The 23877-nt window shown below is 46.5% G+C and carries 22 protein-coding genes, 1 pseudogene and 2 other annotated features; of the genes and pseudogenes, 6 read left to right on the top strand and 17 right to left on the bottom strand.

What is annotated here, in order from left to right; translation table 11 throughout:
* Positions 1-42: 42 nt before the first annotated feature.
* The 9 genes from DMB88_RS06700 to DMB88_RS06660 all read right to left on the bottom strand — a co-directional run bounded on the left by DMB88_RS06700 (position 43) and on the right by DMB88_RS06660 (position 7247).
* A complete protein-coding gene (locus DMB88_RS06700) occupies positions 43-1095 on the bottom strand; it encodes a flavin-containing monooxygenase (protein ID WP_128104346.1) in 1053 nt (350 codons plus the stop codon).
* Positions 1096-1320: 225 nt separating this feature from the next.
* Entirely contained in the window at positions 1321-1557 is a 237-nt protein-coding gene (locus tag DMB88_RS06695; protein ID WP_128100726.1) for a LapA family protein, read from the bottom strand.
* 195 nt (positions 1558-1752) lie between these two features.
* Entirely contained in the window at positions 1753-3387 is a 1635-nt protein-coding gene (gene groL, locus DMB88_RS06690) for a chaperonin GroEL (protein ID WP_128100725.1), read from the bottom strand.
* Between the two features lie 73 nt (positions 3388-3460).
* Complete coding sequence (groES, locus tag DMB88_RS06685; RefSeq protein WP_056694371.1) at positions 3461-3742, bottom strand: co-chaperone GroES; 282 nt, start codon at positions 3740-3742, stop codon at positions 3461-3463.
* Between the two features lie 511 nt (positions 3743-4253).
* Positions 4254-5039, bottom strand: coding sequence for a twin-arginine translocase subunit TatC (gene tatC, locus DMB88_RS06680; RefSeq protein WP_128100724.1), 786 nt, complete (start codon positions 5037-5039; stop codon positions 4254-4256).
* A gap of 75 nt (positions 5040-5114) precedes the next feature.
* A complete protein-coding gene (locus tag DMB88_RS06675) occupies positions 5115-5363 on the bottom strand; it encodes a twin-arginine translocase TatA/TatE family subunit (protein WP_056694367.1) in 249 nt (82 codons plus the stop codon).
* Between the two features lie 179 nt (positions 5364-5542).
* A complete protein-coding gene (locus DMB88_RS06670; RefSeq protein WP_056694365.1) occupies positions 5543-6028 on the bottom strand; it encodes a MogA/MoaB family molybdenum cofactor biosynthesis protein in 486 nt (161 codons plus the stop codon).
* A 77-nt stretch (positions 6029-6105) separates the two neighbouring features.
* Positions 6106-6615: a cyclic pyranopterin monophosphate synthase MoaC gene (gene moaC / locus DMB88_RS06665; protein ID WP_128100723.1), complete on the bottom strand. Its 510-nt coding sequence runs from the start codon at positions 6613-6615 to the stop codon at positions 6106-6108.
* The gene (locus DMB88_RS06660) at positions 6615-7247 is read right to left on the bottom strand and encodes a 5-formyltetrahydrofolate cyclo-ligase (RefSeq protein ID WP_164848626.1); all 633 of its coding nucleotides are present in this window, start codon (positions 7245-7247) and stop codon (positions 6615-6617) included. Before DMB88_RS06660 ends, moaC begins: the two co-directional genes overlap by 1 nt.
* 348 nt (positions 7248-7595) lie before the next feature.
* On the opposite strand from DMB88_RS06660, the gene DMB88_RS06655 reads away from it, so the two are divergent.
* The gene (locus tag DMB88_RS06655) at positions 7596-9554 is read left to right on the top strand and encodes an ABC-F family ATP-binding cassette domain-containing protein (RefSeq protein WP_128100721.1); all 1959 of its coding nucleotides are present in this window, start codon (positions 7596-7598) and stop codon (positions 9552-9554) included.
* An 805-nt stretch (positions 9555-10359) separates the two neighbouring features.
* Here the strand turns inward: DMB88_RS06655 and DMB88_RS06650 are convergent.
* The 7 genes from DMB88_RS06650 to DMB88_RS06615 form a co-directional block, all read right to left on the bottom strand.
* Entirely contained in the window at positions 10360-11913 is a 1554-nt protein-coding gene (locus tag DMB88_RS06650; RefSeq protein ID WP_128100720.1) for a 2-isopropylmalate synthase, read from the bottom strand.
* A gap of 152 nt (positions 11914-12065) precedes the next feature.
* Positions 12066-12421: a binding site (T-box leader), on the bottom strand.
* 51 nt (positions 12422-12472) lie between these two features.
* Positions 12473-12836: a binding site (T-box leader), on the bottom strand.
* A gap of 162 nt (positions 12837-12998) precedes the next feature.
* Positions 12999-14060, bottom strand: a complete 1062-nt coding sequence (tsaD, locus tag DMB88_RS06640; protein WP_128100718.1) for a tRNA (adenosine(37)-N6)-threonylcarbamoyltransferase complex transferase subunit TsaD — start codon at positions 14058-14060, stop codon at positions 12999-13001.
* Entirely contained in the window at positions 14057-14569 is a 513-nt protein-coding gene (rimI, locus tag DMB88_RS06635; RefSeq protein WP_128104345.1) for a ribosomal protein S18-alanine N-acetyltransferase, read from the bottom strand. The genes tsaD and rimI overlap by 4 nt, the downstream gene beginning before the upstream one ends.
* 27 nt (positions 14570-14596) lie before the next feature.
* Complete coding sequence (tsaB, locus tag DMB88_RS06630) at positions 14597-15445, bottom strand: tRNA (adenosine(37)-N6)-threonylcarbamoyltransferase complex dimerization subunit type 1 TsaB (RefSeq protein WP_128104344.1); 849 nt, start codon at positions 15443-15445, stop codon at positions 14597-14599.
* A 7-nt stretch (positions 15446-15452) separates the two neighbouring features.
* Complete coding sequence (gene tsaE, locus DMB88_RS06625) at positions 15453-15932, bottom strand: tRNA (adenosine(37)-N6)-threonylcarbamoyltransferase complex ATPase subunit type 1 TsaE (protein ID WP_128100717.1); 480 nt, start codon at positions 15930-15932, stop codon at positions 15453-15455.
* Positions 15933-16282: 350 nt separating this feature from the next.
* Positions 16283-16459, bottom strand: coding sequence for an H-type small acid-soluble spore protein (locus DMB88_RS06620; protein WP_056694429.1), 177 nt, complete (start codon positions 16457-16459; stop codon positions 16283-16285).
* Positions 16460-16463: 4 nt separating this feature from the next.
* Positions 16464-16760, bottom strand: a complete 297-nt coding sequence (locus DMB88_RS06615) for a hypothetical protein (RefSeq protein ID WP_128100716.1) — start codon at positions 16758-16760, stop codon at positions 16464-16466.
* 428 nt (positions 16761-17188) lie between these two features.
* Here DMB88_RS06615 and DMB88_RS06610 point away from each other — a divergent pair, with 428 nt between their 5' ends.
* The 5 genes and pseudogenes from DMB88_RS06610 (at position 17189) to ligD (ending at position 22743) form a co-directional block, all read left to right on the top strand.
* Entirely contained in the window at positions 17189-18100 is a 912-nt protein-coding gene (locus DMB88_RS06610) for a non-homologous end joining protein Ku (RefSeq protein ID WP_128100715.1), read from the top strand.
* 351 nt (positions 18101-18451) lie between these two features.
* On the top strand, positions 18452-19321 hold the full coding sequence (locus DMB88_RS06605; protein WP_128100714.1) for a VOC family protein: 870 nt from the start codon (positions 18452-18454) through the stop codon (positions 19319-19321).
* Positions 19322-19568: 247 nt separating this feature from the next.
* On the top strand, positions 19569-20666 hold the full coding sequence (locus DMB88_RS06600) for a GerAB/ArcD/ProY family transporter (protein WP_128100713.1): 1098 nt from the start codon (positions 19569-19571) through the stop codon (positions 20664-20666).
* Between the two features lie 112 nt (positions 20667-20778).
* Positions 20779-21738 carry an ATP-dependent DNA ligase gene (locus tag DMB88_RS06595; protein WP_128100712.1) on the top strand — a complete coding sequence of 320 codons (960 nt, stop codon included), beginning with the start codon at positions 20779-20781 and terminating at the stop codon, positions 21736-21738.
* A 115-nt stretch (positions 21739-21853) separates the two neighbouring features.
* A pseudogene (gene ligD, locus DMB88_RS06590) lies at positions 21854-22743 on the top strand (non-homologous end-joining DNA ligase).
* A gap of 102 nt (positions 22744-22845) precedes the next feature.
* On the opposite strand, the gene DMB88_RS06585 reads toward ligD, so the two are convergent.
* The gene (locus DMB88_RS06585; protein ID WP_128100711.1) at positions 22846-23757 is read right to left on the bottom strand and encodes a YitT family protein; all 912 of its coding nucleotides are present in this window, start codon (positions 23755-23757) and stop codon (positions 22846-22848) included.
* Positions 23758-23877: the final 120 nt, after the last annotated feature.

Genomic DNA, 23877 nt, shown 5'->3' with positions numbered 1-23877 from the left:
TTAGGTATATACCCAAAATATGAGATACCATATTCGTTCGTTCTAGCTCTGAAGGACAGCATTCACGATACTCTGAGCATCGTATTTAACCCAGCCTAGCAACGCCGAACCACGCGATGTTTGCCAAGGTAATCCTACAAAGTACAGTCCAGCAACTGGCGATATGCCTCTCTCGTGCAAGACTCCCCCATCGGAATCAAAAGCATTATGAATATCAATCCAACGATCATTTCGCTGAAAACCCGTTGCCCAGATAATGTTATTTATTTTTGTCTCACTACCATCCTCGTATAGGATACGGTCATCTATCGCATTGGTAGCTCGCGGACGCATGCTCACTCGCTCTTTGGCAATCAGCTCTTTTAACTCGTAGCCGTATACATACTCAGGCTGATTGCGTAACCACTTCCCCTTCATACGTTCAGTACCCGCACGTAACAATCCGGTCTTTTCCAAATACCAAAATATACTTCGTTTCATAATATGTAATGGCTTAAATGTAATCTGTCGAGCTAGGGATATGTACACTATTTGTCTATCATCTGATGCTAACTCTACTGCAATCTGGGCACCTGAATTGCCGCCACCAACGACAACTGTTGTTCCCGGAACCAATTGAGAGCGGTTTTTATATTCCGAGGAATGAAGTTGAACAATATCTTCAGATAATGAATTCGCAAAGCTAGGAACATTTTTAACCTGGAAAGGCCCAGTTGCAATGATAACATTGCGCGCTGTAATCGTTCCCTCTGTAGTTTCCGCATAATAAATTTCATCTTCTATAGAGAGACGGGTAATTGCACAATTTAACTTGATCGGAAGCTGCATTTGTTCAGCATACTTTTCAAAATAATCTGCAATTTCATCTTTACTCGGCAAGCCATGACGATCTCCTTGAAGAGGCATTCCGGGTAACTCATCATACATTCGTGGAGTGAAGAGCTGCAAAGAGTCGTACCGTGTACGCCAAGATTGCCCAATAGATGAGCCTGCATCAACGACCAAGAAAGTTAATCCTGATTGTTTGAGATAATAACCTGCTGCTAACCCTGCTTGCCCAGCTCCGATTACCAATACATCGTACATATGTATCATCTCCATTATCATTTTACACTTCAATACATGAACACTTATTCATATGTTTATATTACTCAAATTTTCTTTTCAGAGCAATATGTAATTCTCATAAAAGTTTTATTGTTTTCAACCTATAAAGTTAAAAAGACTCCCTAACGGGAGTCCCTATTCTTTCATTATACGAATTAATTGTGCGTGGGCTTAGCATCTCTTATTTCTATGTCAGGTATCTAGAACGTTAATTTACCTGGTGTATCTCTCAATATCATCGTTCACAGATTCATGCATTCTTCTATGATGATCCTCGTGCTGGCGAACGTCATTCTTCAGCTTCACCAGAAACCCCCATCCCGTAAATACCATAAACAGCACCCCAATTAGAGCAAAACCCAAGCTATATAGATTCATATAAAAATTAATAAAAATCGCAGCGAGCATTAAACCTAATATCCACAATACCCATTTTGTACTCTTTCGCAAAAAAGTTCCTCCTTAATTCCTGAAATTCTCATTTATGTATCATTGTACATACGAACAATAATCTTTTAGGTTTCACTTCTTAGTAAATGGTAAGAATTTCAATCTCACTATATCTTAATTTAATTCACATGAAAAAAGGCTCCCTCTCGGGAGCCTTCATTCGTTAAGGCATTAACAAAGGTTTTTACACCTTTATTACATCATGCCGCCCATTCCACCCATGCCGCCCATGTCAGGCATTCCAGCACCAGCACTTGCAGGTTCTGGTTTGTCAGCGATAACCGCTTCAGTCGTCAGGAACATTGCTGCTACGGAAGCAGCGTTTTGCAATGCATAACGCGTTACTTTCGCAGGGTCAACGATACCTGCTTCGATCATGTTAACCCATTCGCCAGTCGCAGCGTTGAAGCCTACGCCTGTTTGTTCTTTTTTCAGACGTTCAACGATTACGGAACCTTCTTCGCCAGCGTTAGCAGCGATTGTACGGATTGGTGCTTCTAGAGCTTTCAGTACGATGTTCACACCTGTTTGCTCATCGCCGGACAATGCTACAGCAGCAACAGCTTGATATACGTTCAGAAGCGCAGTACCACCACCGGATACGATACCTTCTTCAACCGCAGCGCGAGTTGCGTTCAGGGCATCTTCGATGCGCAGTTTGCGTTCTTTCAATTCAGTTTCAGTAGCCGCACCAACTTTGATTACTGCTACGCCGCCAGACAATTTAGCCAGACGCTCTTGCAGTTTCTCTTTGTCGAACTCGGAAGTTGTTTCTTCCAATTGCGTACGGATTTGGCTTACACGTGCATCGATATCGGATTTGTTACCAGCACCGTCAACGATGATTGTGTTTTCTTTCGTTACACGGATTTGACGAGCTGTACCCAGTTGTTCCACAACAGCGGATTTCAGATCCAGACCCAGTTCTTCCGTGATCAATTGGCCACCAGTCAGAGCAGCGATATCTTGCAGCATCGCTTTACGACGGTCACCGAATCCTGGAGCTTTAACAGCTACAGCATTGAATGTACCACGCAATTTATTCACAACCAACATCGCCAATGCTTCGCCTTCGATATCTTCAGCGATCAATACGAGTGGTTTACCTTGTTGAACGATTTTCTCAAGCAATGGCAAGATGTCTTGCGTGCTGGAGATTTTTTTGTCTGTGATCAAGATGTACGGATTGTCCAAAACAGCTTCCATTTTGTCCGTATCTGTGATCATGTAAGGAGAGATGTATCCACGGTCGAATTGCATACCTTCAACCACTTCAAGCTCTGTTGCGAATCCTTTGGATTCTTCTACAGTGATAACGCCGTCTTTACCTACTTTTTCCATAGCTTCAGCGATCAGTTCGCCTACTTCTTCGTCAGCAGCAGAGATTGCTGCAACTTGTGCGATGGATTGTTTCGTTTCAACTGGTTTGGAGATGGATTGCAATTCAGCAACCGCAGCTTTAACCGCTTTGTCGATCCCTTTACGGATACCGATTGGGCTAGCGCCTGCAGTTACGTTTTTCAGACCTTCTGTGATCAGCGCTTGAGCCAATACAGTTGCTGTAGTTGTACCGTCACCGGCAACATCGTTTGTTTTGGTTGCTACTTCTTTAACCAGTTGTGCACCCATGTTCTCGAATGCATCTTCCAGTTCGATTTCTTTAGCGATGGTTACACCGTCATTCGTGATGAGCGGGCTTCCGAATTTTTTCTCAAGTACAACGTTACGGCCTTTAGGACCGAGTGTTACTTTTACTGCATTAGCCAATGCATCTACACCACGAAGCATAGAGCGACGAGCATCTTCACTGAATTTAATGTCTTTAGCCATGTTAAGAAAACCTCCCTAGTATATTGTGTAAAATGGTACTGCTATATGGTTCGGTTAACCGATAAAATTTGAATTAGTCGAGAATCGCGTGAATGTCGCTCTCTTTCATAATCAAATATTCTTTACCTTCGAATTTGATTTCTGTACCGGCATATTTGGAGAAGATTACGCGGTCTCCTTCTTTCACTTCCAGAGCTACACGTACGCCGTCTTTCAGCACTCCAGCGCCAACAGCAATTACTTTACCCTCTTGTGGCTTCTCTTTAGCAGAGTCCGGAAGTACGATCCCGAAAGAAGTAGTTTGCTCTTGCTCCAATGGTTCTACCAATACGCGTTCACCTAAAGGTCTGATCATGAAAAATAGCCTCCTTTTGAAATTATATAACGTTACATTGTAGGTTGTAGCTATGTATTAGCACTCGACAGTGTTCAGTGCTAACAACCAACTTTATGATACTCAACTTGAAGCATGATTTCAAGTCCTTTTCACGAATTCATGTGATAATTTACGTTCTCTTTACACCGAACCCTCTGAAATGCACTAGAATCTCTGTTCCTTCATACCGTGCAATTCAAACGCAAGACAATAACAAGCCTTATCCCCGTGGAGTGTTCAGCCCTCTTCCATTGTATCCATTGCTCGGCAAAATATGCCTGCTTGTCCTTTAAGGTACATGTTCAAAAAGGTCGGTTTTCAGTACCGAGAAGATGGGATGAAGATATAAGTCGGTTGAACGACACACATAAACAGGAATATAGAACCCTTCAAGGACAGCGTTACCCTCCGACGGCTGCACTCAAACTTTTGTGGTCAACGAAAAGTTCTAGTTATACCTTCTTCAGGTTTGTCTGTCCTCCAAGCTCATCTAGCTATTCATGCTGTTCTCGTCACTCGCCTGGGTGTAGCGCGACTCTGACGCCTCATCGGCAGCTAACTGCTTACGATATACAAAGGCCGATAGAAACACACTGAACTCATACAACAAAAGCAAGGGAATCATCACTAGGAGATCTGAGATAAAATCCGGTGGTGTAACCACTACAGCGATGAAGATCAGGATGAAGTAAGCCACTCTTCTCATTTTGCGAAGACGGGTCGGATTCAGAATCCGTATTGCTGTCAGGAACATGATGAGCAGTGGAAGCTCGAACAACAAAGATACAGGCAGCACAATGCCAAACAGAAAACTGAAATATTGCTTCATCCCATATGTCTCGACAAGTCCCATTTTCTCCGTAATCGATGTTGTAAACGCAAGTGCCATCGGGAAGACAACATAATAGGCAAACGACAGACCAATCAGGAACAGAAGAAAGACATACGGTACATATTTCAATGCAGCCTTCCGCTCAATAGGTCGTAGCCCCGGGCTTACAAATTTCCAGATCTGAAACACTGTAAATGGCAATGTCACAACAAGCGAAAACAGTCCCGCAATCTTCATATAGATGCCAATACCATCCCAGAAAGAAAAGGCGTGCAGAACAAAACCTTTAACCGACTCGGCTTTCGTTAAGTACTCATACACGGGATCTGCTACAAAAAATCCTACAATTAAACCTAAAACAAAAACGCTCAGCACATAAATCAGCCGCTTGCGCAGCTCGCTCAAATGTTCCACAATTGTCATTTCTTCTGTCTGCTGCGTCATGCCTGCCCCCCATTATTGCCAGCTTAAAATACAAAACCCTTCCGGCAGGAAGGGAATTCTCATTCATGGCCGTCATTACTCCGGCAAGCGTTTGTCTTCAGGCTTATCTACAGGTGCACTCTCCGATGCCAGTGGCTTGGCCTTTTCCTGCTCCTTGCGCTTGGATGCGTCATCATCCGAGATAATCTCGCGTGCGCCGTCTTTGAATTCACGAAAAGTACGGCCAACTGCACGTCCCAGTTCAGGAAGCTTGTTTGGACCAAACAACAACAGCGCCACAACAACTAATAAAATAAAACCTGTTGGACCTATAGCACTTCCCATGGATACTCCTCCTTCTGCAAGGCTCAGAAACTCTGTTTCATAAGAATCCAATGATCAAGAACAACAACAATGTTGATTTACGCCAATCATACCACAGATGTAACCACTTACATAACCCATAATATTCATAAATTATTCAAAATTTATGAATGGATTACCTATGGAGATTCATGCTCAATCTATTGCTTAAACTGTCCTGTAACCATGAGTAGTGCCTCTGGAAGCTGATCCATAATGGCTGCCAAATGCTCGTGTACCCCCTTAGGCGTACCAGGCAAATTGACGATCAATGTTCGTCCACGAATACCACACAAGCCGCGGAACAGCATGGCAGAACGATTTTTGCTCATGACACTGTAACGCATGGCTTCAGCCATACCTGGAACTTCTCTCTCAATTACCCGTCTTGTCGCTTCCGGGGTAATATCGCGAATCGCAAGCTCCGTACCCCCTGTGGTCAGTACTAGGTCTGCATGGAAGTAATCTGTCATCTCAATTAGTGCCGCGATAATCTCATCGGGTTCATCAGGAACGATGCGGTACTCTACGATCTCCCCACCCAGTTCTTCTTCTACAAGCTCCCGGATGACTTGTGCACTCGTATCCTCACGTTCCCCGCGGGCCCCTTTGTCGCTGGCTGTCAGGATTGCTGTTCTCCACACCATAAAGATCACCCTTCTCCTTTATGAAAATAAATGTCCGTTTAAGAGGTAGTTCAAAAAGTCCGCTTTTGAACACGCACTTAACGATTGAAATCCCCGTTTTTTCCACCACTTTTGGATTGCAGCATGGTCGGACCGATAATCATATCTTTTTGCAAGGCTTTACACATGTCATAGATCGTTAGCGCCGCAGCCGAGGCTGCCGTAAGTGCCTCCATCTCGACCCCAGTCTTACCTTCGGTTTTAACCGTTGCTTCAATCTGTATCTCATCCACACCGTTGTCGTGAAAACGGATATCTACACCTGTAAGTGCAAGAGGATGGCACATCGGAATCCAGTCTGACGTTTTCTTAGCCCCTTGGATACCTGCGATTTGAGCAACAGCCAATACGTCTCCTTTACCAATGCGTCCTTCACGAATCGCTTCAAGCGTAGTTGGTTGCATCGTTACTTTGGACACCGCCACTGCTTTACGAACGGTCGCCTCCTTGCCCGAAATATCAACCATTCGAGCCCGTCCCTGTTCATTAAAATGGGTAAACTCCCCTCCGGAAGTCTGTCCATTGTGTACATCTGAACTCAATACCATCACAACCCTTTATTGATATGTAGTACACCTTCGGTCGTCATCAACAGATCCAGTCGCAGATCGCGTGGTTCCATCGGAATCTCGTCCTGCAATTGCCCTGGTAACACAAGTGCTGCCATCTGTGGTCTTTGACCCGCTTGGGAACATTGGACTGCCAACGTCTCGGCAAAACGGTCATAATAACCGCCACCATAACCAATCCGGCCACCCTGACGATCAAACCCCAGACCAGGCACAATGACAAGATCGATATACGGCCAATTCTCCGGCTGCAATACTTCACAGGAATCTTTAGGTTCGGGTATGCCCCATACTCCTGATTCAATATCCTGTTCTCCAGCCACCCTCCTCAGTTCCATCCGAGTGGGGTTCGCCAGCACTTTGGGAGCTAGCATCACATCCCCATGCTTCCAGCCATCTTCAAACAAAAACGCTGTCGTTGCTTCGCTGCGATAGGACAAATAGCTAAAGATCGTTAACTTTGGCTTGTCCAGCCTCAATCGCTGTAGCTCCCGCTTCACCACAAGGCTTATGTCCCCCATCGCATGGAGACGAAGCGATTCATCCAGCAGATCCCGACTTTGCTTCAGCCGAGAACGAAGCTCGCTCTTGTGTTCCATCCGATCCTGCATGGTTTTGAATACCCTCCTGTTGATGTGAAAGGTGAAAAAAGCACGCATTAATAATCATATTTATATGTTATGACGTGATGTCATCTCGTTGAAATGGTTATCATGAATCATTTTCTGCAAAATACTCATGAATTAACATGCCTTCTTTCAGTTTATCATTGATTGTCCAAAAAGACTACACGGCCCCCCGCTCCCAAGCGGTGCATTTGATCTGTATTTCATGTAAACTGGACTATAGAGGTTGTTCAAAAAGTTCATCCCATCTTCTCGGTACTGACAACCGTACTTTTTGAACACGCACTTATTGTTATCAAATCACGTACTGGACCGATGGAGGAACTTCATTTTATGTTATTACAAGTATCCGGAATTATTAAACGATATGGTGTCGATCCAATTTTGGACGGCGTAAACTTACAAATATTAGAACGTGAACGAATTGGTCTCGTCGGTGTAAACGGCGCAGGCAAATCAACGTTGCTCAAAATTATTGCGGGTGAGATGTCCTATGATGGCGGGCAAATTTTCAAATCAAAAGAAACAACGCTTGGTTATCTCGCCCAAAATAGTGGACTGCATTCCGATCGCAACATCTGGGAAGAGATGATGAACGTCTTCGCCCATCTAACCCAAGCTGAGGCTGAATTAAGACAGATGGAGCAAGATATCGCCGACCCTGCCTTCATGGAGGATGAGAAAAAATATGTGGAGCTGCTGGAACGTTATGCAAAGCGCTCCGATTGGTTCAAGGATCATGGCGGTTATGAGATGGAGACTCGCATTCGAAGCGTACTGCACGGGATGGGTTTTGGCGAATTCGCCGCAGACACGCCGATTGCTACGCTGAGCGGTGGGCAAAAAACACGACTTGCTCTTGCTCGTATTTTGTTACAAGCACCTGACCTTCTCATGCTGGATGAACCGACGAACTATCTCGACATTCCTACCCTAACTTGGCTGGAGGATTACCTTCGAGGGTATTCAGGCGCGTTGCTGGTCGTATCCCACGACCGTTACTTCCTCGACCGACTGGTTACAACCATCGTCGAAATCGAACGGCACCGTTCCAGAAAATACACAGGTAACTACAGTCGATATATGGAGCTCAAAGCGGCTGAGTATGAAACACAGATGAAGCAATATGAGAAACAGCAAGATGAAATATCCAAGATGGAAGAATTCGTACAGAAAAACATTGTTCGTGCTTCAACAACCAAGCGCGCACAGAGTCGGCGCAAAGCGCTCGACAAAATGGAACGTCTCGACAAACCGATGGGCGATCTGAAGAAGGCTCACTTTTCTTTTGAAACAGCCGTCATGTCGGGCAAGGAAGTTCTTCGAGTGGATCAATTGTCTGTTGCTTATGAAGAGGGTTCGCCCCTATTCCGCAATGTTTCCTTCGACTTGCGACGGGGAGAGACCGTTGCCCTGATTGGGCCTAACGGGATTGGTAAATCTACCATGCTCAAATGCCTAACAGGAAGCTTGCGCCCGGCAGCCGGAGATATTCAATGGGGAACCAAGGTGCAGATCGGCTATTATGATCAGGAGCAAACAGGCTTAACTCCTACCAACACCGTGTTGGAAGAACTATGGGGTGCTTATCCTGGCATGGAGGAAGCTCGTATTCGTACGGTTCTGGGCAACTTCTTGTTCAGCGGTGACGATGTGCTCAAAAAAATCTCCTCGCTCAGCGGCGGGGAAAAGGCGCGTGTTTCCCTTTCTAAGCTCATGCTTAAGGAAGCCAATATGCTGATTCTGGACGAGCCTACGAACCATTTGGATCTATTCGCCAAAGAAGTGCTCGAAGCCGCCCTCATGGACTACGAAGGTACGTTGCTGTTCATCTCCCATGACCGTTATTTCCTCAATAAAATGGCGGAGCGAATCGTTGAATTGCATCCAGGTGGAACGGAGCATTACCTCGGCAATTACGATGATTATGTAGAGAAAAAACAGGAGCTGGAAGATATCGCGCGTGAAGCCGCTGAAGCCAAGGCAGCTTCTGCCAAACTCTCGCCTAAAGCGGGCACTGCTCCCTCATCAACGGAGAAATCAGGCGCTGCATCCTTTGAAGCGGATAAACAAGCGAAGCGGGAAGAACGCAATCGACAACGCAGACAAGAAACGCTAGAGTTGAAAATTGCGGAGCTTGAGGATGAGATTACAGGGCTTGAGGCACAGATGGCTCTACCTGAAGTTTATCAGGATTACATGAAGCTACAGGAGCTTCAGGCCAAGTCCGAGGAGCTTAAACAGCAAGTGGCGACAGCTTATGAAGAATGGGAAGCACTCGCTTTGGAATAGATATTCATACTTGCAATAAAGTATTCTAATGAAGCATTGCGTTACTTTATCACCTACGATGCATGCAATATTCACACATTAAAAGGGATCTCCCAAAGTCACAAACATGACGAGGGACATCCCTTTTAGCGTCTTTTTAAGCTAATGAACCTGATACACGCTATTCTCTCCTATTTTCTCAAATCTGATATCTAACGAATCATAGAGTCGTTATTTCATGGATTCAGTCCATTATTTAGGTTGTGACACCATTATACGAAGGAATAGCGTTACTGAGGCTCGTTACATCTTGCATAGCAAGATAATCCGCTTATTAAGATGCGGTAGGTTCGTTAGCGCTTGGAGCGAAGAGAGATTTCTTAAGTCAGCCCCATTTTTGTTGATTATATTCAAGTGGGTCAGCCATAACCTGATCATTTCCCATTTGTCAAATCCACTCGAATTTTGAAAAATATTTTTTATTGAACAAGCTACGCATTTATCCACAATTAAGCAAGATACCAAGCAGCTTAACAGGCTTAATTAAACGGCGGTAGAATCGCATTTTCAACAAAAAACCATATTTATCCACCAACTTATGCACATTATCCACAAGTTTGTGGATATACACCTCGGATTCTATCCCCTAAAACCTTATCGTTTCGAAAACTACACTGGTTTGGCTCTAGCTTAGTTACCCACAATTTATCCTGAATATGTGGATAACTATAATCACATCTTGACAAACTGAAGTAATGGCTTGATATTTCACTCCTTCAATTCGACAAACCGATCTCCAAACTGTTGCCGTTGAATGGAGCCCATTTTATACGTGAGCGACCTCTCCACTTTCGGATGATTCTGCTTTTAGTCCAGCCGCATTACATGCAGCCACATACGCAAGTCCAGCAGCCATCACGATATCACTGTGTATAGCGGTTCCTCTGAATTCACGACCCGCACGCTCCACTGTAACTGCCGCCTCAGCATTCGCTTCTTCTCCTCCGCTCAAGGCATGAATCTCCATATCCACAAATGTGATATCGTCAGAGATGCTCTGACCGATCGCATGAATGGCCGCTTCTACAGGCCCACTTCCTACTGCGGAATAGGATTGCTCCACTCCACCTGCACGCATACGTACAGCAGCCATACGATCCGTCATGCTGCCTGCCGTAACCTGCAATTCGACCAGCTCATAATCCTGTGCAGGAATATTCATCGTCTGGCTGACCATCTGCAGCAGCTGATCATCACTTACTACTTTTTGCTGATCGGCTGTTTCTTTGAATACGTTGTAGAGCTGCTCCATTTGCTGTTCATCCGGCTCAAATCCATATTTACGAACCCGATCCTTCAAGGCATGACGCCCCGAATGCTTACCCAGAATAATCATGCTACGCGGAATACCGAGTGCTTCCGGGTCCATAATCTCGTATGTGTTCCGATTCTTCAACAGCCCATCCTGATGGATACCTGATTCGTGCTGGAAGGCATTACGTCCTACGACTGGCTTGTTATAGGCAATCGGGAAGTGCATCGCTCGGCTGATCTGACGTGATGTCTCGTACAGCTGCTCCAATTTGATATTCGTTGTTGCTCCAAGCACATCACCCCGCGTTTCCAGTGCCATAACCAGCTCTTCCAATGCTGCATTACCTGTCCGCTCGCCAACACCGTTAATGGTCACTTCAATCTGAGAAGCCCCATTCGCAATGGCAGCCAAGCTATTCGCCACCGCAAGACCCAGATCATTATGACAATGAGCACTGTAACGAACTTGATCGCCACCTCTGGCGCCTTCGCGTACACGGCGGAACATTTCCCCGTATTCATGTGGCAGTGCATAACCAACCGTATCTGGCAGATTAATGATCGAAGCCCCAGCCTCAATGACCACTTCAATCATTTCAATCAGGTCATCCATTTTGGTGCGAGCCGCATCCATCGCCGTAAATTCTACGATATCGCTGAATTGTCTTGCGTATGAAACCATTTCACGTGCAGTAGCTACAACTTCGCTGCGTGGACGACGCAGTTGATGCTCAATATGAATATCTGAAGAAGAAATGAACAGGTGAATTCTGCGTCGTGCAGCATCAGCCGTTGCACGCACCGCTGCATCAATATCACCTTTTACAGCACGGGCAAATCCACAAATCTCTACGTTCTGCAATTGTCTGGATATCGCCTGAACCGCCGCGAACTCCCCTGGGCTGGAGATCGGGAATCCAGGCTCAATGACGTCAATGCCCAGAGAAGCTAGTTGATGTGCCAGTTCAATTTTTTGTTCGGGCTGTAAGCTCGCTCCTGGTGCTTGCTCACCATCACGCAGTGTTGTATCAAAAATCTCAATGTGCCGTTTGTTAGTCGTTGTCATATATCATCAGCCTCCATCAATAGGTTATGTCATGCCGTTGGCTCTAGCGTGTACGTCGACTTACACACCAGAAGTATCAGTTCTCATAAGCGCTTCTAATTTCCATGCCCACCCTGCTGCCGGCAGCAAAACCAAATAACCCGCCATCTCCATTAAGAGACGGCGGGTTATTCTCCCCTCCGCGGTACCACTCTTGCTTGATGGCTACGGCCTAAGCCGAATCACCATCCACCTCGTCGTCTCCGTTTATGATCTGGCGGACAGGCAGTATAGCCGCAACACGACCAAAACGGAGAAACACCCCATAACGGAGGTTAGCCGTCGCTGTGTAACATGGACTTAGATCATCTACTACCGTCAAGGAAGTATCGTGATACTCAGATCGTCTTTCCATGTATCCATAGCTCTGTTCCCGGGCGAGATTCTAAGGAATTATGCCACTGCGTCGCACCAACCCGCAGCTCTCTGTGCGCCTCATCCTTGTACTGCTCCCGTTCATTACATTTATCTGATATTGGATAAATTAAAATCAAAAAAGCCTGCCACCTCATGCATATATGCAAGAGACGACAGGCTGTTCACCTTCGCGGTACCACTCTTGTTGACTTCTCCGATTCATTCGCGTAACTCTTGTATGCTATGCACACAATAGAATCACCCGAAGTCGTCAGAAGCCCCCTCAGTTATTGCCATTCATCCACCGTCATTCTATCCGGTGATTCAAGGCAACGGCCCATTCACGGAGGCAACCCGTAACCATGTACTTTCGACCGTTAATCGGTCTTCGGCTTCTCTAAGAGAGTAACCGTGTTCCATCGTTCCGCTTCCAGGTGAGTTTCAGGTCTTCCGTCGACTGCGTTGCACCAACCCGCAGCTCTCTACAACCGGGAAAATTCCTTACTGTTCCTGTTCATCGCGTTTTCTATTATCGTTCAGAAGAACCTATTGCTTAAATTTGTAACTAATATACATTCTTCACATCCGAATGTCAACTGTTACATTTGACATTCGGCTGAATCCCATATCGGGCGCTGAGATGCCTCAGGGCATCCTTCATAATCAAAAGCGGACTTTTTGAACAACCTCTATACGGATTGCACAGACCATTCCTCCAGCGATAACCCTGGATCGGCTTTGGCATCGAATTCGGAAATTTCTCCACGTTGCCATTTCAGGTATGCTGCAGCTCCAATCATGGCAGCATTATCTGTACAATACACCATTGGTGGAATTAACAATTCAAGCCCTTCCCGCTCACACCGCTCCTGCAATGCCGTGCGCAGTCCACGGTTTGCCGCAACACCACCACACAACAACAGTTGTTGTGAGCCATATTGCCGGACGGCACGGACGGCTTTTTCAACCAGCACTTCAACGACAGCCTCTTGGAACCCTCTCGCCACAGCAGAAGCTTCCAGGGTTTCTCCGCGCATTTTGGCCTGATTCAGCACATTGAGTACTGCTGATTTCAATCCGCTGAGACTGAAGTCATATGAATCAGCTTCCAGCCACACTCTAGGCAATGGTACAACCTGCTCTGCCTCTGATGCCATCCGGTCAACATGCGGGCCACCAGGATAAGGACAACCCAATGCCCGAGCCACTTTATCATATGCCTCACCTACTGCATCATCCCGTGTGCGACCAATCAGTTTGAACTTACCTTCGGATTCCATATGCACAAGCTCCGTATGTCCACCCGATACGACAAGCGCCATCGCAGGATACTTCAGTTCTTGTGTCAGACGATTCGCATAGATATGTCCTGCAATATGATGGGTTCCAATTAGCGGTTTACCCAGCGCCATAGCCAGCGTCTTGGCTGCAACGATACCCACAAGCAGCGCACCCACGAGTCCCGGACCTTGCGTTACGGCGATGGCACTTAAATCTCTTGGACGAATGCCTGATTCTTCAATGGCCTGTTCAAGCATTAATGTGATTACTTCCACATGTTTGCGTGAAGCCACTTCAGGCACAACGCCACCAAATGCCTTATGTGTCTCAATCTGGCTAGAGATCAAGTTGGACAGCACTTCCCGACCATCCTTGACCACTGCCACAGACGTTTCATCGCAGCTCGTCTCCACCGCCAAAATGTAGCATGGAGCCGTTTGTGTTTGTTGATTCTCACTCAGTTCCTTCATGAATCCGTTACGCTTCCTTCCTCTGCGCCGTCTCGGCCTGTAGATGGCAAATTCGCCCACATAATCATCGCATCCTCCATGTTGTCGGAGTAATATCCTTTGCGTATGCCTGCCGATTCAAACCCTTTTTTCTCATACAAACGCTGAGCCACTAAGTTCGAAACCCTTACCTCCAGCGTCATCCGTTCCATGCCCAGATAGGCTGCCGTTCTCATCAGTTCATCCAGCAATCTCTCGCCAAGCTTGCGTCCGCGATAAGCCTGTCTCACCGCAATATTCGTGATATGCGCCTCATCCATAATCGTCCACATCCCCGCGTAGCCGATTGCCGTACCGTCTATTTCCATAACCATATATTTAGCAAAATGATTGTGCGTTAATTCATTTTGGAACGCTTCTTCCGTCCAAGGCAACGTAAATGCTTCATGCTCAATGACCATGACATCGGGAATATCCGAAAGTGTCATGAGTCTGAACTGGAGCGTTGCATCCTGGTCGTTTTCTGTCAAATGATCCATCCGCTCGCCGTACCCCCTTCAGCCTTTTCGCAGTAAATTGGCTTCCGCCTCAGCCAGCTGGGTGTAGTTCGGCACCAGCGCATGCACGTCATCCCGCTGACCTGCAAGCAGCGCGGCGGCGCCAAGCCGCCCGACCCAACGGCCTTCCAGCTCATATGGAATGAGCTGTAGCGCCGTATCTGCTGGGCAGCGCAGCGCAGCCGCAGCTTCGACTGGCCCCGCATCGCCGACAAGCCAGACGGCAGCGGGCCGCTCTCCCGGCGCCGCCTCCGCGATGCGGGCGGCGAGGGCTTCCAGCCATCCGTCCATCTTGCGGATGGCATCAGGCTCAAGCCGCCGGGGCGCATCGCTCCCGGCGGAGGCGAACAGCGCGGTATACGCTTGACCGCGCCGCGCATCCACGAGCGGAACGATCCAGTGGACCTTGGCAGCCGACTGGCTGCCCTCGTCCGCGGATGGCGTTCCGCCAGCCCCTGCTGCGGCAGGTTCCTCTGCCGCAGCTTCGGCCTTGGCGGCGAGGCCATGATGCCAGCCGCCCCAGGCCATTGCCTGAAGGCTGGACACCCCGGCAACGGGGATGTCCCATGCCCAGGCAAGGGTTTTGGCCGCCGTCACCGCAATGCGGATGCCTGTGTATGATCCTGGCCCAATGCCAACGGCAATGCCGTCTAATTGTCCGGGCTGTGTTCCACTCGCAGCCAAGAGCTGCTCCATTACGGGCACAACATGCACGGAATGATTACGCTCTGCCCGTTCATTTCGTTCCTCAAGCAGCGTGTGATCCTCCATCACTGAGGCAGCCATCACCGCTGTAGACGTATCCAACGCCAAAAACCGCTGACGCGGCTTTTTTTGTAAATCTTCCATCATTTTATTAAACTCCATTCTGTCTGAACTGCCGGCATATGGCGGCATACTTCTCACCGTATCCATCCAGCGTAATCTTACGATCCTCTGGCCCGGTCGTTTCTATCTGTATATGCAGATGCTCTTCCGGGAGTAGCTCAGGGATGATACTTGACCACTCCACCAGACTGACTCCGGCTCCATAGAAGTATTCATCTAGTCCAAGCTCATCCGCTTCTTCCAATGAAATACGGTATACATCCATATGATATAAAGGCAATCGTCCCTCATATTCCTTAATCAATGTAAACGTAGGACTGTTAACTACACCTTGCACACCCAAATGCCAGGCGAACTTTTGTGAAAATGCCGTTTTGCCCGCGCCCAGATCACCATCCAGTGCAATCACCATACCAGCCATTGCCTGTCCAGCGAGTGCAGACGCGAGCGCTTCTGTATCTGAAATGCCATGGGAATCATACACCCACTGCTCATGCTCTTGATTCAATTTACGCCCCACCTTTGACGGCTCTGCCGCCTGAGTTCACTTTGAAGACTATTATATCGGTCACCTTCTTCCCCGCAACACTTGAGAAATGAACGGAGCATGATATCCCCGCTAAAATAACGAAAAACCGGCACCTGATGGCACCGGTCTTATCTCGAACTATATCTGCGAATCTGCGGCTGACCAACCTTGTCATAAAGCACGCTCAGATATAATTAGGGCAGGAGTATACTCGGGGCAAGCGTCGTACCAAAATCAGCTTGTCTTCTCTGGAATCATGACCTATACCCGCCAATCGAAACCACTTGTACGGCATCTTTCATGCACTGAACGTTTACAACACTTAGTTGCTACTCCTCCAGTCGATCCACACGAACCGTTTGCGTATTACCAGGACGACTTCCTACCTGTACGGTAGCCATCCCATTGGCTTCATCAACGCTTTCAATCCAAACGGGATCTCCTTCGAGCGTAACAGCAATCGTATCCTCGGAATCATATATCGCTTTGGCACGCTTAACATCCATCATCTTACTCATACTCCCCTTCCGGATCATCATGTGATTCACGAACCATCGTATCGGTTGTGCTCTCCCCTATATAACCATTATCATCGGTTACCTGACCTCCGCCGAGCCCCTCATTGACCATGCGATCAATATCGAGCATGAACGATTCCCGGTCAAGCGGTAATTCCTCTGAAGTCACGGCCTCCCAATTAACAGATGTCGCAGGCGTGTGGAAATCTTCGGACCCTTCCGATGCTGCAAGAGGATAAGGTGAAAATGTGTGAGCATGAGCCTCCCCTTCATCACGTCCATTCTTCATGAGACACCTCCTAGGTTAGATATAGTTACCATTGCTCATCCTATGATGAAGACCACTCTCCAGCTCTTGCCTGATCTACAGATTGATCTCAAGGATGTTTCTGTTATCATCCCCCACTCTTGCTGAAGCATACTCAGCACATGATCCATGGAATGAAGCGGTTATCCGTACACGGAAATGCCCATACTGTTTCTTATAGAGGTTGTTCAAAAAGTCTGCTTTTGATTACGAAGGATGCCTAAAGCATCTCTACGTCGAATATGGGATTCAGCCGATATGTCCGTTGCTCACGTAGGTTTGCCTACGCTCCGCTACTCCAGCTCTAGCTTCATCCCATCTTCTCGGTACTGAAAAACACCCTTTTTGAACACGCAATTATAAGAGGTTGTTCAAAAAGTTCACTTTTAATTACGAAGGAGCCGATACCTATGCATACTGTCTGGAAAGGTGCTATCAGTTTTGGACTTGTACACGTGCCTGTCAAAATGTTCTCGGCTACCGAAGACAAAGACATCTCCATGCGTTACATTCACAAAGTCTGTGGTAGCCCGCTCGCCTATGTTCGCAAATGTCCTTCCTGTGAAGTTGAAGTGCAGTGGGAAGAGATTACCAAGGGGTACGAATATGAGAAGGGCAAATTTGTTCTGTTCGAAAAAGATGAATTGGAAGCGCTCAACGATTCTACTAGCAAAACCATCACGATTCTCGATTTCGTGGATCTAACTGAAATTGACCCGATTTATTTTCAAAAGACTTATTATCTATCTCCCGATCAGGCGGGAGGGAACGCTTATCAGCTATTAATGAACGCCATGCGAGATACAGGCAAGATCGGGATTGCCAAAATTTCGATCCGCTCCAAAAGCAGCCTAGCCGCTATTCGTGTCCTTGAGGATTGTCTCTCCATGGAGACGATATTCTATCCAGATGAGATCCGTCCCGTCTCACAAGTTCCCAATCTGCCCGAGGTACAGCAAGTCAACGAGAAGGAGCTGACCATGGCGAAGCTCTTGATTGATCAACTCTCTACCCCATTTGAGCCTAGCAAATACACGGATGATTACCGGGGGAAATTGCTGGATCTAATTAATCACAAGGTTGCGGGTGAAGAGATTAAGATCGCTCCTGCCAAACCGGAGGCTAATGTAATGGATCTAATGGCCGCCCTGCAGGCAAGTATCGAGGCTGTTAAGCCGATCCCAACTGATCCTGGTACATCAACAGCCAAGCCGAAGAAACGTGCACCGAAAAAAACGGCCGTTCAAGCTGTCGCCGGGGGCGAAAACGATACTGCTCCTGCGCCTGCGAAAAAGAGAAAAACGACTCCGAAGAAGACATAACTCATGAATTTTCAATAAGAACTCCATTAAATCCGGCGCTCCAGCCGGATTTATGTTTTAGTGGCAGCAAACTTAATTTGATTAAACCAAATGTCAAAATTGGCCTTCTGATTAGCTTTATACGAGTTCTCTTCCACCCAGAAACCATTTGACGAAAGTCAATTTATATTTTATATTAACTTATGAAAAGTAACTTATTTGCAATTTTAAAGTCATCTCTAGCTTTCAGTACATTTAATCGCAACACTCAATAGCAGTTTTCAATCCCAATCTTGATTAATATTAACTCTGAATTCTTACAAATACTTAATAGCTAAACACAAAATCATTTTCATTTCAGGAGGAATCAACATGACCCAACCTTATCAAATTCCCGCTACTACCCATCTAGGCGAAGTTAGTCTGAGAATCAGCAATCTGGAGCGCTCCATTCAATTCTATACGCAAGTGGTAGGTTTGAAACTGCTGGAACGGAAGGATTCTGTTGCAACGTTTACCGTAGATGGACAGCACTCGCTCTTGCGTCTTGAGGAAATTCCTAACGCTGTTACGATGCCTGAACGTTCGTCTGCTGGCTTGTACCATTTTGCAATCCTATTGCCTGATCGTAAGTCGCTTGGCCTGGCTCTGCGCAACCTCGCTGCTTCAGGTATTGAGATTGGGCAAGGGGATCATCTTGTAAGTGAGGCACTGTACATCTCTGATCCTGACCTTAATGGTATCGAAATTTATGTCGATCGTCCGCGGGACACATGGCGGCGCGATGCAGATAATAACTACATCATGGGAACTGATCCCGTCGATGTTCAAGGTTTGTTTGACCTATCTGCGAATGAAACTTGGGCAGGACTTCCGGTAGGCACTGTCATAGGTCATGTTCATTTCCACGTACGTAGTCTGGAAGAATCACGCCGCTTCTATCATGGTGTACTTGGTTTTGATATCGTCGGTAATTTCGCCAACATGTCAGCACTATTCATCTCTGCAGGTGGATACCACCATCATATCGGCCTCAATATCTGGGCAGGTTCAGGAGCACCTGTGAATCCTAGCGATGCTACAGGTATTGAATACTTTACGATTGTGTACTCCAGCGAGGCGGAACGCAATCAGGCTGTAGAGCAGCTACGTGAAGCCGGAGCGACATTAACACAACAAAATGATGTGTGGTTTACCGTCGATCCGCAGCAGATTCACATTCGTCTAACGGCAGAAAAATAAGTTTCACATTATGCTTTATTGACACTACACATTCTACAAATCCCGAACATACGGTACCCTCTCACGCCATGGAGGATCTGCCCGTTGTTCGGGATTTTTTATTGATGGTGTTCATGATGTTGAGATGCCGTCAGGCATTCTTCGTAATCAAAAGCGGACGTTTTGAACAACCTATTATAAAAATGGTACTTTTCGTGCATCCTATCCACATGCTCAAGATAATGAAGATACTCGAAGGAGATAACACATGATTGAGAAGGGAAGGTTGAACGTCAGGCAACTGGCCATCCTGCTATTCCTCTGTACGATTGGAGAACAGATCCTCGTATTCCCTGCCATGATAACTTCCTACGCACATGAAGACGCGTGGCTGTCAGCGATACTTGGCGTTGGGGGCGGCATGGGCGTATTAATCCTCTTTCTGGCCGCCTATAATCTTAATCCACGAATGAACCTGATTGAAAATACACTTCAAACTTTTGGTTCTTGGATCGGTGCTCTGTTCAGTTGTTTTTATTTGTTTTATTTTCTAATCAGTGCGTCTACCTTTATCCGGGAACTTGGCGATTTCATGACTACTCAGATCTTACCTTCATCGCCCATATGGGTGATCGATCTAATCTTTGTTGGTGCACTTGCATGGGGACTGATACAGGGGATAGCTTGCATAGGGAGAACTGCGGAGGTGTTCCTTCCTCTGGTTGTATTATTCCTCATCATTCTGCTTGTCTTACTGCTTCCTCAAGTGCAACTGAGCAACATCAAACCTGTTCTCTCCAACGGCATTTTAGATCCTTTGAAAGGTTTTGTCGCTGTACTAACCTATCCCTATTGTGAACTATGTATTTTTATGATGCTGCTTCCCTACACGAATCAAAAGCCCCATATGAAGAAGGATATTCTACTCACAGGTATGATTGGCGGATTAATGTTGACACTAACGTTGACCATGAGTTTGTTAGTCATGGGTTCTTTTCTAACACAGCATTACTGGTTTGCCTCGTTTATGCTGGCTCAGAAAATTAATATAGGCAACTTTCTACAGCGAATGGAAGCCTTTATCGCATGCGTATGGATTATCGCAGTTTTTTTCAAAGCCATTTTGTTTTTTTACGGCTTTATCTCAGGAATTGCCCATCTATTCCGATTGCCCAGCTACCGCTCACTCATCTTACCTAGCGCATTGATCATTTTTAGTATGTCTATCCTTATTTCGCCAAACGAAACCTACTATCTCAAAGTCGTCATTCCCTATTGGATCGACTGGGATCTTACGTGTGGAATTGCTCTTCCCTTGCTGCTTATTCTTATACATAAGCTCCGATTCCGTTCGTCAAAAATATAAGCATTGTTCGGCTGAACCCCATATCGGGCGCTGAGATGCCATCAGGCATCCTTCGTAATCAAAAGCGCACTGTTTTGAATAACTTCTTTTATTTGGAAAGGAGCCTATACATATGTTCACTCCAATCACCCCCTTTGAACCCATATCAAAACAAACTCTACCGACCGGATCGAATTGGATTGCCCAGGTCAAATGGGATGGTGTGCGTATGCTTGCTTATGAGGACGGTGAAGGGCTTAGGCTGATTAACCGAAGACAGCATGAACGAACATTGCAGTATCCAGAGCTTGCTCTGAGCCGCAATATTTGCTCCGCTCCGACTTACATTGTGGATGGTGAGATTATCGCCTTAGATCCCGACACTGGCAAACCTTCCTTTTATCATGTTTTGCGCCGGGATCGCATGAGTAAACCAGATGCAATCGCGCAAGCGGTTCATCAAATGCCGATAACGTATATGGTGTTTGATATTTTGTACTGTGATGGAAAATGGGTTACCGATCAGCCGCTTGTCCAGCGCCAGCAATTGCTCCATCAGGTGCTAACTCCATCCTCCCATGTGCAAGAGGTCACCAATATGTCCGATCCAGCCGCCCTATTGACTGTTATGAGACAGCATCAGATGGAAGGCATCGTCTGTAAGGATCTCTCCAGCACGTATGGAATCCGTGGTAAGGATTCACGCTGGCAGAAAGTGAAAATCATGCATGATCTCTATGCCATGATTGGGGGCGTTACTTTTCGTAGTGGCATTGTTAATGCAATAGCCGTTGGGGTGTATGATGGATCACGCTTTATTTATATCGGTCATGTTGGTACAGGCAAGCTAAACTCTGATACGTGGCGCAAGCTCACTACAGATATACAGCCTCTGATTCGTGAGACCAATCCGTTTCATAACATACCTGAACGAAGTGCAGAGACGACGTGGATCGAGCCACAGATCGGAGTCAAAGTGCAATACATGGAGCTGACTCATCACCGGACGTTGCGCCATCCAAGCATTCAGACATTTGCCGAAGTTACACGGGAGGATTGCCCAGCCAGTCAGCTTATGCATGAAGAGCCGTAGGAAGTGTAGCTCTATGTATATCATATCAACTAAACGTTCACACAGATAAGAGAAGACAAAATAACCTACCAATAATCCGTGAATACACATTTGACCGGGATAGGAGGCAGATCGGATGGCACATACAATCAAAGGAACGATTATGATTGACGGCATGGAGATTACGGTGACAAATCCCAATAAACCATTATGGCCTGAAGCCGGGGTAACAAAAGCCATCTATTTACAGAAGTTAGCAGCACTTGCACCTTATCTGCTCACATACACCAGCAATCGATTACTAACTACTATTCGTTATCCTCATGGTGTGGGCGGTGAATTTTTTTATCAAAAGAATGCCCCGAGCCTATTCCTGAATTTGTCCATACGGAGAATCACGAAGGTATTAATTATGTGGTGATGAATTCTCTGCCGGTATTACTCTGGCTTGGTAATCTGGCATCCCTTGAATTCCATCCTTCCCTTCATGCGGTCGGAAGTCATTTACCTTGCGAATGGATGATCGACCTTGATCCTTCTCAAGAGGACGAGCCACGAATCATGCAGGCTGCTCAGATCGTAGGGGAAACGCTCACGTCTCTTGGTCTTCGTTCTATTCCCAAAACCTCTGGTGCTACAGGTGTTCAGATCATTGTGCCCATCCGTCAGGGCGTTACCTTTGATGAACTGCGAGACATCGGCCACTTTGTAGGCAAATATGTTACACAGAAACACCCCAACCTGTTCACGCTAGAACGACTCAAAAAGGATCGCGGGGATCGTATTTATTTTGACTATCTTCAACACTATGGCGGGAAAACGCTGGCAGCCCCTTATACGCCGCGAGCTAAACCAGGCGGTACCGTCTCCACACCTCTCACCTGGGAGGAAGTCCGTAACGATGTGTCGGTCAAAGATTATCATCTGATGAACATCGTTGAACGGCTTGCACAGATGGGAGACCTGATTGCTGCTGTTGAACCTCAGCCGGTAGAGCTGATCATCCAACATCTCAAAAAGAAATAACCGACACCCTCAAACCAAGGATGTCGGCTATTGTTCTAACAACATGTGCATTACGTTCCAGCACTCGCTGTTTATTGTCATTCAGTTCAGCTATTAAACTCGCTAATGGATACCTTTTTTCTTGAAACGTCCGCCCTTCACATCATGTATATTACCAATCGCTACAAAGGCTTGTGGGTCCCAATCTTCTACGATTGATTTCAACTTGGCTTCTTCGAGACGAGTGATAACGACAAAAATAATTTTCTTCTCATCCCCACTGAATCCACCTTCTCCATCGAGAAAGGTTACACCACGTCCAAGACGGTCTGTTAACGCAGATCCGATATCCCGATACTTCTCACTGATAATCCATACGGATTTGGATTGATCCAATCCTTCGTTGACAATATCGATCATCTTCATCGCAATATAATAAGCAATCATGCTGTACAGTGCATTTGGCCAGCCAAATACAAATCCTGCACCAGCGAAAATAAATACGTTAATGAACAATACGATCTGTCCTACCGATAATGGTGACTTCTCGCTTAGCAAAATAGCAACGATCTCGGTTCCATCAAGTGATCCACCCGAACGAATAACCAGACCAACACCTACCCCTAGAATCAATCCGCCAAATACTGCTCCGAGCAGCGGCTCTCCTGGCGTCAATGCGGGCACTTTGTGCAATAATGACGTCCCAATGGACATCACTACGATCCCAAGCAGCGTAGATAACGCAAACGTTTTACCAATTTGTTTGTAACCTAGAATAAGAAAAGGCAAGTTGAGCAAGGTCAGGAATATCCCGAGTGGCAGATGCGTGAGCTCTGACACCATAATCGAGATCCCTGTAATCCCGCCATCGATAACGCCATTTGGCACGAGAAATACTTCAAGTGATACAGCCATAAGTGCAGCACCAACGAGTATCATTAGAATGCGTTGCAGAAGCTTCAATGTAAACACCGAGCTTTTGACGCCGCGGTCGGCTGCCTTAGATGTTAATTCTTTTACTGTTACATTAGACATGGTATCCCCCCGTTAAATCAGTTTGTGAATCCATTTTATATATCATTTAAGCACACGCACCTAAAGGCGATATAAAATGGATTCAAGATCGTCTGCATTCCGGTTCACCCTTCCAAAAGA

The organism is Paenibacillus sp. DCT19 (genome assembly GCF_003268635.1).
GTDB lineage: Bacteria > Bacillota > Bacilli > Paenibacillales > Paenibacillaceae > Paenibacillus.
The sequence above is the reverse complement of the archived record's forward strand: the minus strand, read 5'-3'. Positions and strand labels throughout refer to the sequence as shown.

Bases quoted from the DNA above. Each gene is read 5' to 3' on its own strand.
- DMB88_RS06700 (WP_128104346.1), bottom strand. From the start codon at position 1,095: ATGATACATATGTACGATGTATTGGTAATCGGAGCTGGGCAAGCAGGG.
- groL (WP_128100725.1), bottom strand. From the start codon at position 3,387: ATGGCTAAAGACATTAAATTCAGTGAAGATGCTCGTCGCTCTATGCTT.
- groES (WP_056694371.1), bottom strand. From the start codon at position 3,742: ATGATCAGACCTTTAGGTGAACGCGTATTGGTAGAACCATTGGAGCAA.
- tatC (WP_128100724.1), bottom strand. From the start codon at position 5,039: ATGACGCAGCAGACAGAAGAAATGACAATTGTGGAACATTTGAGCGAG.
- DMB88_RS06675 (WP_056694367.1), bottom strand. From the start codon at position 5,363: ATGGGAAGTGCTATAGGTCCAACAGGTTTTATTTTATTAGTTGTTGTG.
- DMB88_RS06670 (WP_056694365.1), bottom strand. From the start codon at position 6,028: ATGGTGTGGAGAACAGCAATCCTGACAGCCAGCGACAAAGGGGCCCGC.
- moaC (WP_128100723.1), bottom strand. From the start codon at position 6,615: ATGGTATTGAGTTCAGATGTACACAATGGACAGACTTCCGGAGGGGAG.
- DMB88_RS06660 (WP_164848626.1), bottom strand. From the start codon at position 7,247: ATGCAGGATCGGATGGAACACAAGAGCGAGCTTCGTTCTCGGCTGAAG.
- DMB88_RS06655 (WP_128100721.1), top strand. From the start codon at position 7,596: ATGTTATTACAAGTATCCGGAATTATTAAACGATATGGTGTCGATCCA.
- DMB88_RS06650 (WP_128100720.1), bottom strand. From the start codon at position 11,913: ATGACAACGACTAACAAACGGCACATTGAGATTTTTGATACAACACTG.
- tsaD (WP_128100718.1), bottom strand. From the start codon at position 14,060: ATGAAGGAACTGAGTGAGAATCAACAAACACAAACGGCTCCATGCTAC.
- tsaB (WP_128104344.1), bottom strand. From the start codon at position 15,445: ATGGAAGATTTACAAAAAAAGCCGCGTCAGCGGTTTTTGGCGTTGGAT.
- DMB88_RS06620 (WP_056694429.1), bottom strand. From the start codon at position 16,459: ATGGATGTTAAGCGTGCCAAAGCGATATATGATTCCGAGGATACGATT.
- DMB88_RS06615 (WP_128100716.1), bottom strand. From the start codon at position 16,760: ATGAAGAATGGACGTGATGAAGGGGAGGCTCATGCTCACACATTTTCA.
- DMB88_RS06610 (WP_128100715.1), top strand. From the start codon at position 17,189: ATGCATACTGTCTGGAAAGGTGCTATCAGTTTTGGACTTGTACACGTG.
- DMB88_RS06605 (WP_128100714.1), top strand. From the start codon at position 18,452: ATGACCCAACCTTATCAAATTCCCGCTACTACCCATCTAGGCGAAGTT.
- DMB88_RS06600 (WP_128100713.1), top strand. From the start codon at position 19,569: ATGATTGAGAAGGGAAGGTTGAACGTCAGGCAACTGGCCATCCTGCTA.
- DMB88_RS06595 (WP_128100712.1), top strand. From the start codon at position 20,779: ATGTTCACTCCAATCACCCCCTTTGAACCCATATCAAAACAAACTCTA.
- DMB88_RS06585 (WP_128100711.1), bottom strand. From the start codon at position 23,757: ATGTCTAATGTAACAGTAAAAGAATTAACATCTAAGGCAGCCGACCGC.